Source organism: Pseudoxanthomonas suwonensis 11-1, from assembly GCF_000185965.1.
GTDB classification, from domain to species: domain Bacteria; phylum Pseudomonadota; class Gammaproteobacteria; order Xanthomonadales; family Xanthomonadaceae; genus Pseudoxanthomonas; species Pseudoxanthomonas suwonensis_A.
In genome coordinates this window covers 2857948-2870001 of record NC_014924.1, presented here as the reverse complement: position 1 = coordinate 2870001, position 12054 = coordinate 2857948, and the positions used below count along the sequence as shown (strand labels likewise).

The window sequence follows — 12054 nt, the reverse complement described above, 5'->3', positions numbered from 1 at the left end:
CGGCTGAGAGTAAGTTTTAAAGGGCACGGCGTGAAGGGATGGCGCAAGCGGAGTTGTTGGTGGATTCGCGGGTTATAACAACCAGCCCGAAGGGCAGAGACCTACGGCAAGTACGCATCAAACTAATGTGCCCCAAAAAGGAGATATCCGCGCTACGCTGCAACATATCCATTGGGAGCTCACGCCCAGCATTGGGGCTCGGGGATCGGACCGCCTTGGCGGACAGCAGTTCCGGGCGCCTGAGGTCAAGGAGTAGCCGGCCTGATTAGCCCTGACCTTCGCCCGCCAGCCGCGGAGTTTGCGGCACAGGGGTGGGTATACCCTCCAGCATTGATCATTTGTCGAGACAGGCAAGATGTGGCCCTTAAGGAGCCTCGGACGGTCTCTCCTCACTGCAAATGCCTTTCTGACAAGTGACCGTGTTCTTGGCTCTCTAGGATGTCGAAGTCAAAAAAGGCTTTGGGAGCGTGACTAACGGTCTGAAGCTTAGGCTTCAAAGTCTCGAAGGTGGCTATCAACGCCAGGATCTCAGCATTGAGGCGTCTGCGCTGCTCCTCGTCAGAAATGGGCGCGGTTAAGGGCATGAAATGTTCTGCGGGGCTAATCGCAGCTTCCGCAACTTCGGCTCCATAGTTGACGACTGCGCAGACGCTTTTCATTTGCTCGGCACCCATTCCAGATTTTCCACCTGGGTAGAAGACTTTCGATGCGAGTAGCGCGGCTAAGAATCGCGTCTCTCGCGGAGGATGCCGCATCGACGACGAGGACGTTAGGTAAAAAGTCAACGTCATGCCACCGTAGGCCCATACGTCCGTCATTTGGTTGCCGTCATGACACAACTCTTCTATGGCACTGAAAACGCCGTAACGCGCCGGCGACGCCTGCGCCATGAGGCGCTTGTACTCAGCATAGATGCCGAGCTCGCGCGTCGCGAATAGGTCTGCCATCAACTCCATCGAACGATGCTCGGGCGTGGCTTCGGCGGCTTCCTCTTTCTCGTCGTGGCCAAGTGAGAAGTCGGCAAAATTGCCGCGTGCAAGCATGCGACAGTGTCCTTGCGACAGGTGTCCAAGCTCGTGGAACAACACGAACAGAAATCCTGCAAATGCAACATGTATTGCTAGAGCCCGAAGAAGAGGGCTATCGGGAATGTCGAATGTGCCATGAATAAAATTGATTACTCGAGGACCATCTTTGCGGCGCTTAATTGGCGTATTGTTTCGTCGAAGCTCCTCATGGGCGGCGTACTTAAGAGCCATCCTACTCGAGCAACTTCGCCCATCCCTGCATGCCCTCGACCTGCTCGAGCACCAGCTTCACGCACACCAGCAGCGGCACCGCAAGCAGCAGGCCGACCAGGCCCCAGAGCCATCCGAACAGCATCAGCGCGAGGATCAGGACCAGCGGCGACAGCGCCATGCTGCGGCCGAGGATGATCGGGGTGACCAGCTGGCCCTCGATCATGTGCAGCACCAGGTACAGCACCGCCGGGGTCACCGAGGCCAGGGTCTCGTCGAAGCGGATGAAGCCCACCAGCAGCATCGCGATCATGCCGATCAGCGGGCCCACGTAGGGCGCGTAGTTGAGCAGCATCACCATCGTGCCCCACAGCAGCGCCTCCTGCAGCGGGAAGCGCAGCAGCACCAGGATGCCGGCGAACAGCAGGCCCACCACCGCGTTGATCAGGCTGATGGTCAGCACGTAGCGCGAGACCTCGCGTTCGATCGACTGCAGGATGTCCACCGTGAACCGTTTCTGCTGGCGTCCTGGCAACAGCGCGATCGCGTTCCGCTGCAGGTTCTCGCCATAGACCATGAAGAAGAACGTCAGCAGGATCACCGCCAGTACCGCCGCCAGCAGGCGCGGGGTGCGGGTCAGCACCGCATAGGGATCGTCCACGCGGGTGCGCACCACCTGGACCTTGCGGTTGGCCTCGCCGGCGGCGGCGCGGGCCATGTCCTCGGCGATGCGGTTGGCCTCGTGCATGGGCCTGGTCAGGTTCTGCAGCTCGCGGCCGATCTTGCGCGCCTCGCGCGGGGCCTGCTCGGCCCAGGCCGTGGCCGGGGCGACCAGCTGCACCGCCAGGGTGGTGGTGCCGGCCAGGCCCAGCAGCAGTACCAGCAGCGCGGCGATGAAGCGCGGGATCCACAGCCTGCGCAGCAGCCGGATCAGCGGATTGCCGACCAGGGCGAAGAACATCGCCAGCAGGACCGGCAGGATCACCTCCTGCGCCGCCCACAGGGTGTAGCCCACCGCCAGGGTCGCCAGCACCAGCAGCGCCGAAGGACTGCGCGGCCGCCCGTGCGGCTGGTTGGCGTCGATCGGAACCGGTAGCGGTTCGACGTCTGCGGCGACCGGGAGCTCGGGGGTGGGCGGGTTGGACGGAGGGACGGACATGCGGCCTCGGGCGCGGCGCAGTGCCGGCGTGGCGTTGGGGTGGCTTGGATTGGCTGGGGCTGGAGCGGATCGGTCGGATCGGGCGCCGGTCAGCGTTCGGAGATTTCGGTGGCCGCTTCCGCCGGTGCCGGTGCGGTACCGGTCGGCACGCGTCCGGGCGCCGCGGCATGGCCGTAGGTCGGGGCAGCCTGCGCCTCGGTGCCTGCAACCGCGGCCTCGGCGGCGGCGGTCTGGGCCGCGTCCTCCGCGGTCTCCGAAGCGGCCGCGGTCTGGGCCGCGTCCTCCGCGGTCTCCGAAGCGGCCGCGGCGCGGATCGAGGCGATCATGCTCGACGCGGTGCCGATCAGCTGCAGCCAGCGGGTGCCGCCGACCTTGGACAGCGGCTCGGCGCGCCCGACCAGGAAGCCCGCCACGGCGCCGGCGATGATGATCCGCGGCGGCGTCCAGCCCAGCTTCCACATCTGCCGCAGTTCGGTGCGGCTGCTTTCGGCGCGGTCCATGCAGCGCTGCACGCGCGCCTCGGTGCGCTCGACGCGCTGGCGCAGGGTCTCGAACCTCATCGCGGCACCTCCGGCGAAGCAGGCGGCGGCACCGGCGCCGAAGCCGGCGGTGTCGGCACGGACGCGTCGTCCTCGTCGAAGTCCACGTCCTCGAACAGACCCATCCGGCTCAATTGGCGACGGGTGGCGTGCAGGCCCATGTAGTCGAAGAAGCGCGAGGTACGCCATGCGGCCAGGCCGCAGACGGCGAGGTTGAACAGGGCGGCCACGCACAGGGCGCTGAGCCAGGACAGGCCCAGCCGCTGCATCAGCGCCACCGCCGCGGCGGTGGCCAGCAGCCAGGCCGAGGCACCGAACACCACCGCCACGCCGGTCCAGGCCAGGGCCCGACCCATGGCCGAGCGGGCCATGGCGATGTCGGCGGACAGCAGGGCGCGCAGCGCCCGCAGCGAGTCGCCGGTGGCACCGAGGGCCTCGCGGCCCTTGGCGCCGATCTGGCGGATGCTCTCGTCCAGCGGTGGGGTCTGGCCGGCCTGCTGGCCGGCGTCCCCGGTGTGTTCCCCTTCGCTCACGGGCGTGCCGTCAGCGGTCGCGGCGGCTCAGGGCAGCCACCAGCCAGCCGGCGGCGAAGGCGACGCCGAAGGAGGCCAGCGGACGCTCGCGGATCAGGTCCGAAGCGCTGTCCAGCAGGTCACGACCCTTGTCCAGCAGCGCGTCGACCTGTTCGCGGGCGGCTTCGCCACCGAGTTCGGCAGCGGCCATGCCGGCCAGGGCGGTGTCGGCCAGCTCGGCCTTGACGTTGGCCTTGCCCAGGCGCAGTTCCTCGCCGGCGGCGGAGGCCGCGCCACGCACGGCTTCGCTCGCGGCCCCGGCGGCGGTCTTCAGGTGCGCACCGGCCTCGTTGAGGTTTTCCTTGATGTTCTCGCTGGGGTTCGGGCTCATCTGCATTCTCCTGTGTGGGGTGCCGGGGGGCGGATTCGACGCGGCCATCTGACCACGCCCGCGGTGTAGGGTCCGTTACGGTTGCGCGGCTTACTGCAGTACCAGCCGTCCACGCACGTTACCGCGCTCGATCAGCAGCACCAACTGGCGCGGCGGCTCGGCCAGGCTTGAGCGCAGCGAGGCCAGGTCGGAGACCTGTCCGGCGCTGGTGGCGGTGATCACGTCGCCCGGGCGCAGGCCGTTCTGCGCGGCGCGGCTGCCGCTGGCGACCTTCTCCACCAGCACGCCCTGGCCGCGGGCCTGGCGCAGGGTTTCCGGCAGCTCGGCCAGGGTGGCGCCGGCCAGGCGCGGGTCCAGCGCATCGCCGGCCAGGCTGCGCGGCTGTTCGCGCAGGGTCGCGTTGAGGGTGATGGTGCGGCCGTCGCGCAGCACCTGCAGCGGCACCTTGGTGCCCACCGGCTGCAGGCCCTCGAAGTTGTGCAGCGCCATCGGGCTGGTGATGCGCTGGCCGCCGGCCTCGACGATCACGTCGCCCGGGCGCAGGCCCGCGGCGGCGGCGCCGGAGTTGGCGTGCACCCGCGCCACCAGCGCGCCCTGCTGGGTCTCGGGCAGGCCCAGGCTGCGCGCCAGGCGCGCGTCCAGCGGCTGGGTGTCCACGCCCAGGGTGCCGCGGCGCACCTCGCCGGTGGTCACCAGCTGCTGGACCACGTCGCGCGCCAGGTTGGAGGGAATGGCCAGGCCCAGGCCGATGTTGCCGGCCATCGAGCCGCGCGGATTGAGCGAGGCGGTGTTGATGCCCACCAGCTCGCCGCGCAGGTTGACCAGGGCGCCGCCGGAGTTGCCGGGATTGATGCTGGCGTCGGTCTGGATGAAGTTCTGGTAGCCCAGGCCACGGATGCCGCTGCGGCCCACCGCCGAGACGATGCCCGAGGTGACCGTCTGGCTCAGGCCGAACGGGTTGCCGATGGCGACCACGAAGTCGCCCACCTGCAGCCGGCTGCTGTCGCCCAGCGGCAGTTCGGTCAGGTTCCCGGACGGGATCCGGATCAGGGCCACGTCGGTGTCCGCGTCCGAGCCGAGGAACTCGGCGCTGAAGGTGCGGCCGTCGGCCAGCGACACCGACACGTCGTCGGCGCCCTCGATCACGTGGTGGTTGGTCAGCACGTAGCCGCGCTGGGCGTCGATCACCACGCCCGAGCCCAGCGACTCGTTGATCCGCTCCTGCGGCACCTGCGGGAACATGCGCCGGAAGAACGGGTCGTCGAAGAACGGGTTGCGCACCTGCACCCGGGTTTTGGTGTGGATGCTGACCACCGCCGGCATGGCGCGCTGCAGCATCGGCGCCAGCGAGGGCAGCTGCTGGCCTTCCACCGCGCCGGGCAGGGCGCCGGCCCCGGCCATGGGCAGCGAGGCGACGGGGGCGGGGGCCATCGGCACCGGGGCCGTGGCGGCGTGGGCACGGTTGTCCAGGGCCTCGCGCACGGCGGTGGCGGAGAAGCCACCGAAGGCGGCGGCGGCAGTCAGGGCAACAAGAGTGGTCGCGCGGCGCATGCGTTTTCCTTGCAGGCGTGGACGGTGTGGAGACTCCGCTCCCATGGGGGCGGGAGCAGCCCTCATCAAGCTGAACGAGTGTGCGGCCCGGCCACTAAACCGGTGGTGAAAGTACCCCTTGACCTGCGCATTCCATTTGTTCCGTACGCCCCCGCCCGGACCGCCGGGTCCGTCGTTGCGACGTTTGTCGGTTCACAGTTGACACGGCTGTGGCGTACCCCTAGCGTGGGTCCCCTGTCGTGCCACTAGATATAGCGGTCGAACACAACGCTGGCCCCAGTGATGGTGTTTGTGAATACGCCAAACACTGCGGGCCCAAACGCCGGAGCGGCGAGCGGATGGGACAGGAAACTGCGTACGGATGCGGCCTCGGTCGCGACAAACCCGGCGCCTGACTCCGTCAGGCGGCGCCTAGTGCGTCGCCCGGGGCTTTCCGTTCCCTTCGCACCCTCCGGCCCCAACTGGATTACGGTGCGGAAGGAGTTCCCAAGAGCATGAGTACGGTGCGCCTCGAAGTGGTCAATACGGACAAACCCGTCGCGGAGATCCCGCTTCAGCCGGCGTCCCAGGACATCTGGGACAAGAAGTACCGCCTGAAGACCAAGCAGGGGGAGCCGCTGGATGCGGACATCGACGGCACCTACCAGCGCGTTGCCCGTGCCCTGGCCGATGCCGAGCAGACCGAAGAGAAGCGTACCTACTGGTACGAGCGCTTCCTGTGGGCGCTGCGCCGCGGCGCGATCCCCGCCGGCCGCATCACCTCCAACGCCGGCGCCCAGGAACACAAGCCGGCGACCAGCACCATCAACTGCACCGTGTCCGGCACCATCGGCGACTCGATGGACGGCATCCTGGAGAAGGTCCACGAGGCGGGCCTGACCCTGAAGGCCGGCTGCGGCATCGGCTACGAGTTCTCGACCCTGCGCCCGCGCGGCGCGTTCGTGGCCGGCGCCGGCGCCTACACCTCTGGTCCGATGTCCTTCATGGATATCTTCGACAAGATGTGCTTCACCGTGTCCTCGGCTGGTGGCCGCCGCGGCGCGCAGATGGGCACCTTCGACGTCTCGCACCCGGACGTTAAGGACTTCATCCGCGCCAAGCGCGAGGACGGCCGCCTGCGCCAGTTCAACCTCTCGCTGCTGATCACCGACGGCTTCATGGAAGCGGTCGACGCCGACGGCGACTGGCCGCTGGTGTTCCCGGTCAACAGGAAGGAAGAGGCCGACATCGACCTGTCCAACGCCGACCAGGTGGTCTGGCGCGACTGGCCGGCCCACGACGATGCCTACATCGTGCGCGACGACGGCATGGTCGCCTGCAAGATCTACGGCCACATCAAGGCGCGGCACCTGTGGGAAATGATCATGGTCTCGACGTACGACTACGCCGAGCCGGGCTTCATCCTGATCGACCGCGTCAACGAGATGAACAACAACTGGTGGTGCGAGAACATCCGCGCCACCAACCCCTGCGGCGAGCAGCCGTTGCCGCCGTACGGCGCCTGCCTGCTGGGCTCGGTCAACCTGACCAAGTTCGTGCGCGACCCCTTCACCGACAAGGCCTCCTTCGACTGGGAGGAGTACAAGGAAGTGGTCCGCGTGTTCACCCGCATGCTGGACAACGTGGTCGAGGTCAACGGCCTGCCGCTGGAGCAGCAGCGCAACGAGATCATGCGCAAGCGCCGCCACGGCATGGGCTTCCTGGGCCTGGGCTCGACCCTGACCATGCTGCGCATGAAGTACGGCTCGGCCGACAGCCTGGGCTTCACCGAGCAGGTCGCCCGCGACATGGCGGTGGCCGGCTGGGAAGTGGGCCTGTCGCTGGCGAAGGAGAAGGGCCCGGCACCGATCATGGACGAGACCTTCACCGTGACCCCGCAGATGCTGCGCCAGCGCCCGGAAATGGCGAAGGACGGCTGGCGCGTGGGCCAGGAGATCGAGGGCAAGGTGCTGCACGCGCGCTACAGCCGCTACATGCAGCGCATCGCCTCGGTTGCCCCGGACCTGGTGGACGAGCTGGCCGAGACCGGCGCCCGCTTCACCCACCACAGCTCCATCGCCCCGACCGGCACCATCTCCCTGTCGCTGGCCAACAACGCCTCCAACGGCATCGAGCCCTCGTTCGCGCACCACTACAGCCGCAACGTGATCCGCGAGGGCAAGAAGTCCAAGGAGAAGGTGGACGTCTACAGCTTCGAGCTGCTGGCCTACCGCGAGCTGGTCAACCCCAAGGCGATGCCGTTCTCCGACGACCCGGAGGCGCAGCTGCCGGACTACTTCATCTCCGCCGACGACATCTCGCCCAAGGAGCACGTGGACGTGCAGGCCGCCGCCCAGAAGTGGGTGGACAGCTCCATCTCCAAGACCGCCAACGTGCCCACGGACTACCCGTACGAGGACTTCAAGGACATCTACCGCTACGCCCACCAGCAGGGCCTCAAGGGCTGCACCACGTTCCGCTTCAATCCGGCCGCCTTCCAGGGCGTGCTGGTGAAGGAGAAGGACCTGGAGAACACCCTGTACCGCTTCGAGCTGGAAGACGGCTCGGTGGTGGAGGTCAAGGGCAACGAGGAGATCGAATACGACGGCGAGACCCACACCGCCGCCAACCTGTTCGATGCCCTCAAGGAAGGCTACTACGGCAAGTTCTGACGTAACGGGCCGTGGCGCGCGCTGTTCCGGGCGCCCGCCACGACCTTCCTGACCACACGGCGCCCGGATCCAGCGAGTTTGTCCCGATGACCACGCACAGCGAGCCCCAGGAGGGCCCCATGAGCAATGGCAATGGTGTGACGGCGACCCTGAGCGAGGACGCCGCCAAGACCCCCGAAGTTTCCACCGCGGCCGACGCCCCGGCGACCACCGAGGCCCAGGCCCCCGAATCGCTGACCGGCAATGACGCCGGACCCGCCGCACCGGCGGCGGAGCCGGTGGTCGAGCGGGTGAAGAAGACCGTTGCCACCACCCGCGCCAAGGTGGCGAAGAAGGCCACCACGGTCGCGAAGACGGCTGCGGGCGCAGCGAAGAAGGCCACCACCGCCGCCGCCAGGGCGAAGGACAAGGCCAAGGAAAAGGCGGCTGCCGTCGCCAGGACCGCCAGCACGCAGGCCGCCGCGGCGAAGAAGAAGGCCGCCGACGCCGCGAAGAAGGCCAAGGCCGCCGCCGAGCAGGCGCGCGGCAATGCCAAGAAGGCGGCCAAGAAGGCCGTGGCCAACACCCGCACGAAGCTCGAGCAGGCCAAGGCCAACGCCGCCGTCGAGGCCGCCACCGCCCGTGGCCGCATCGCCGCCCGCGGCGAGGCCCGCAAGACCGCGGCGAAGAAGGTCGCGACCAAGAAGGTGGCCGTCGCCCGCAAGGTCGTCGCCGCCAGGAAGGCCGCCGCGACCAGGAAGGCTACGAAGAAGGCGACCAAGGCCGCGAAAAAGGTCGCCAAGGCCGCGAAGAAGACCGTCGCCAAGGCCGCGAAGAAGACCGTCGCCAAGGCGCCTGCGAAGAAGACCGTCGCAAAGAAGACCGTGGCGAAGAAGGCCGCCCCCGCCCGCGCCACGAAGAAGACCGTGGTCAAGGCGAAGAAGGCCAGGTAAGACCCCCGCTCCCCCGTCCAGGCGGGGGAGCCAGCGGCCCCGCCGCGAACCCGACACCCATACAAGAACGTAAAGAGCAGAGGATCCGCCCCAATGGCCGTGAAGATCGACAGGAAAATCAAGGGCTACGCCGTCGTCACCCCGGACGACAAGGCGCGCGAGACCGCCGCGCCGGCGCCCGTCGCCGATCGCGAAGCGGCCAGCAGCGAGGCCAAGGACAACGTCATCCACATGCACGAGCGCATCGAGCGCCCGGACGTCCTGATCGGCAGCACCTACAAGATCAAGTCGCCGCTGGTGGAGCACGCCATGTACGTGACCATCAACGACATCGTGCTCAACGCCGGCACCGAGCACGAGCTGCGCCGCCCGTTCGAGGTGTTCATCAACTCCAAGTCGATGGACCACTTCCAGTGGATCGTGGCCCTGACCCGGATCATGTCCGCCGTGTTCCGCAAGGGCGGCGACGTGACCTTCCTGGTGGAGGAGATGAAGGCCGTGTTCGACCCGCGCGGCGGCTACTTCAAGGCCGGCGGCGTGTACATGCCCTCCCTGGTGGCCGAGATCGGCGCCGTGGTCGAGGAGCACATGAAGTCCATCGGCCTGATCCACGACCCGGAGATGAGCGCCCACCAGAAGGCCCTGATCGCCGAGAAGCGCAAGCAGTACGAAGAGCGCGCCAAGGGCGCCAGCGCCGCCGTCAACGGCACCGCCGCCACCACCGCCCGCGAGGAAGACGTCGCCGTGACCGGCGAAGGCACCAGCTTCCCGCCCAGCGCCACCATGTGCCACAAGTGCAGCACCAAGGCGCTGGTGATCATGGATGGCTGCGCGACGTGCTTGAACTGTGGGTATAGCAAGTGCGGGTGAGGGATGCTTAGCTGCTAAGGGAAAGGCCAGAGTTCAGAAGTGAGCCTGGCCTTTTTTCTTGGTAACTTCTTATTTGACTGCTTGGAATATGAGCGCAAATCGCAAGCTGCCTGTCGACAATCCAATCACCTCTGCTAGGGCTGATGCTCTTGGTAGAGCCTCGCAAGCACAGCTTTTCGCCGAGAACATTCTTGGGCTGGATTCGGATAATGGAGTTGTCGCGGCGGTGCTGGGGCCTTGGGGTTCAGGTAAGACATCTTTCATCAATCTGGCGAAGGAATGCATCAGGGAGCGTGGCGTCCCGGTGCTTGAATTTAATCCGTGGATGTTTAGCGGTGCGGATCAGCTTGTGCAAGCGTTCTTTTCCGAGCTGTCTGCCCAGCTGAAGCAGAAGGATTTTGGAGAGATAAGTGAACTAATTGATGACTATGGCGAACTTATCTCGGGTCTGGCGTGGGTTCCATTGGTTGGGCCTTGGCTCGCTAGGTTGAAGGCTGCATTTGAAATAATCTCTAGGATCTTGCGTGGGCGTGCGGGTTCGGCTGATGAGCGTCGCCGAAGGATTCAAGAGGCATTGAAAGGTCTTGATGAGCCAATTGTAGTTATTCTTGATGACATAGATCGCCTGACACATACGGAAGTTAGAGATATTTTTAAGTTGGTTCGGCTCACTGCTAGATTCCCAAGAATCATCTACTTGCTAGCGTTTGATAGATTGATGGTGGAGTGCGCGCTGGGGGAGGGTGGCCTGCCTGGAAGGGAGTATCTAGAGAAGATAGTCAATCTGGGGTTCGATCTGCCGAGGATCCCGGAGCAGGTTATGGACACGCAGATAATCGGTGTGCTTGGTGATTCGCTGGGTGATGCCCCGGGTGTTGAAAGTATTGATCGTGATGCATGGCTTGACATTTATGCGGAGATCGTCAGGCCGCTAATAAAAAATATGCGGGATGTGCGTCGATATTCGTTAGCGGCTTATTCATCCGCTCACGGGCTTGAAGGGCGGGTTGCTATAGCTGATGTGCTCGGCTTGGAGGCGGTGCGTATTTTTATTCCTGACGTATTTGATAGATTGCATGCCTATGCCCCCGTCTTGACGGGGGCGGATCTACCCAGTTCCGATTCGCAATATGCGGCGGATCAAATCCGAGAGCTATTGGATAGTTCCGGTAATAACAGAGATGTTGTCCTTAGTATGATTAAGCGGCTGTTTCCTGCGGCACAGAAGTATGTTGGAGGATCTGCTTACGGTGTTGATTTCAAGAATGGTTGGTTGGCAAGGCGCCGTGTGGCACATGAGGATGTTCTTAGGTTCTATCTTGAGCGCCTCGCCAGTGAGGGATTGAAATCATTTACAGATGCTGATTCTGCATGGAGAAAGATTGGAGATGAATCTGAATTTGATGAATTCCTTCGCTCGATCCCCAATGAGCGTCTTTTGGGTGTCGTCTCTTCGTTGGAAGCGTTCGAAGATCAGTTCGAATCGCAACACATGGTCCCGGCAAGCGTTGTGCTCCTGAATCTAATTCCGAAGGTTCATGGGCTAGAGCGCTCCCCGCTTGGACGGGATGCTTCTCTGGTCGTTGGCAGGGTCGTGTATCGTCTGATTCGACGCCTTGAATCTCATGCAGCCGTTGAGAAAGTAGTTCGCGATATTCTCCCTCGTGTCGAAACGCTATCATCAAAGCTCCGACTTATTAGCATGGTTGGATATCGAGACGGTGTCGGGCATCGTCTTGTCTCCGAAGACGCCGCTAGACAGTTGGAACTGGAGTGGCGGGCGGCCGTGCATGCAAATGCCCCAGATCTTCTTGCGGAAGAGTGGGACGTTCTTAGGGTCCTATTAATGGAAAGGGACTTGGCAGGGCCTCATGATCCGGTGTTGGGGCTGCCCGACTCGATAGAGATGACGGAGGCGTTGTTGAGATCCGCTATGAGCGAAGCTGTGAGTATGACCGCGGGGAATCGAGCGGTCCGTCGCTCGACGCGACTAGCATGGGAAACGCTCGTGAAGATCCTTGGAGGTGAGGACGAGCTTCGGCGGCGTATTGATGCTCTCAAGGATTCTGGTAAGGAGCAGGTTGACGAATCCCTTGAGCTTGCGTGTAAGTACTTGTCTGGGTGGCGGCCGCAAGAGCGGTGAGGGTGTCGCCCTGCAGGTGTTTTGGTGGCGAAACACGGGTCAGAGTGTACTTTCCGGCTCCGAGTGGG

The 12054-nt window shown here is 64.8% G+C and carries 10 protein-coding genes; 4 read left to right on the top strand and 6 right to left on the bottom strand.

What is annotated here, in order from left to right:
- Positions 1-389 precede the first annotated feature (389 nt).
- The 6 genes from PSESU_RS13135 to PSESU_RS13110 all read right to left on the bottom strand — a co-directional run bounded on the left by PSESU_RS13135 (position 390) and on the right by PSESU_RS13110 (position 5390).
- Complete coding sequence (locus tag PSESU_RS13135) at positions 390-1043, bottom strand: hypothetical protein (RefSeq protein WP_041764156.1); 654 nt, start codon at positions 1041-1043, stop codon at positions 390-392.
- A 217-nt stretch (positions 1044-1260) separates the two neighbouring features.
- Positions 1261-2397 carry an AI-2E family transporter gene (locus tag PSESU_RS13130; RefSeq protein WP_013536276.1) on the bottom strand — a complete coding sequence of 379 codons (1137 nt, stop codon included), beginning with the start codon at positions 2395-2397 and terminating at the stop codon, positions 1261-1263.
- A gap of 89 nt (positions 2398-2486) precedes the next feature.
- On the bottom strand, positions 2487-2957 hold the full coding sequence (locus PSESU_RS13125; RefSeq protein ID WP_013536275.1) for a hypothetical protein: 471 nt from the start codon (positions 2955-2957) through the stop codon (positions 2487-2489).
- A complete protein-coding gene (locus tag PSESU_RS13120) occupies positions 2954-3469 on the bottom strand; it encodes a phage holin family protein (RefSeq protein WP_013536274.1) in 516 nt (171 codons plus the stop codon). The genes PSESU_RS13125 and PSESU_RS13120 overlap by 4 nt, the downstream gene beginning before the upstream one ends.
- A 10-nt stretch (positions 3470-3479) precedes the next feature.
- Positions 3480-3839: a hypothetical protein gene (locus PSESU_RS13115; RefSeq protein WP_013536273.1), complete on the bottom strand. Its 360-nt coding sequence runs from the start codon at positions 3837-3839 to the stop codon at positions 3480-3482.
- Between the two features lie 90 nt (positions 3840-3929).
- Entirely contained in the window at positions 3930-5390 is a 1461-nt protein-coding gene (locus PSESU_RS13110; protein ID WP_013536272.1) for a Do family serine endopeptidase, read from the bottom strand.
- A 494-nt stretch (positions 5391-5884) separates the two neighbouring features.
- Here PSESU_RS13110 and PSESU_RS13105 point away from each other — a divergent pair, with 494 nt between their 5' ends.
- The 4 genes from PSESU_RS13105 to PSESU_RS15985 all read left to right on the top strand — a co-directional run bounded on the left by PSESU_RS13105 (position 5885) and on the right by PSESU_RS15985 (position 11986).
- Complete coding sequence (locus PSESU_RS13105; RefSeq protein ID WP_013536271.1) at positions 5885-8041, top strand: adenosylcobalamin-dependent ribonucleoside-diphosphate reductase; 2157 nt, start codon at positions 5885-5887, stop codon at positions 8039-8041.
- A 119-nt stretch (positions 8042-8160) separates the two neighbouring features.
- The gene (locus tag PSESU_RS13100; RefSeq protein WP_013536270.1) at positions 8161-8973 is read left to right on the top strand and encodes a hypothetical protein; all 813 of its coding nucleotides are present in this window, start codon (positions 8161-8163) and stop codon (positions 8971-8973) included.
- A gap of 93 nt (positions 8974-9066) precedes the next feature.
- On the top strand, positions 9067-9843 hold the full coding sequence (locus tag PSESU_RS13095; RefSeq protein ID WP_013536269.1) for a hypothetical protein: 777 nt from the start codon (positions 9067-9069) through the stop codon (positions 9841-9843).
- Positions 9844-9931: 88 nt separating this feature from the next.
- Positions 9932-11986: a KAP family P-loop NTPase fold protein gene (locus PSESU_RS15985; RefSeq protein WP_013536268.1), complete on the top strand. Its 2055-nt coding sequence runs from the start codon at positions 9932-9934 to the stop codon at positions 11984-11986.
- Positions 11987-12054: the final 68 nt, after the last annotated feature.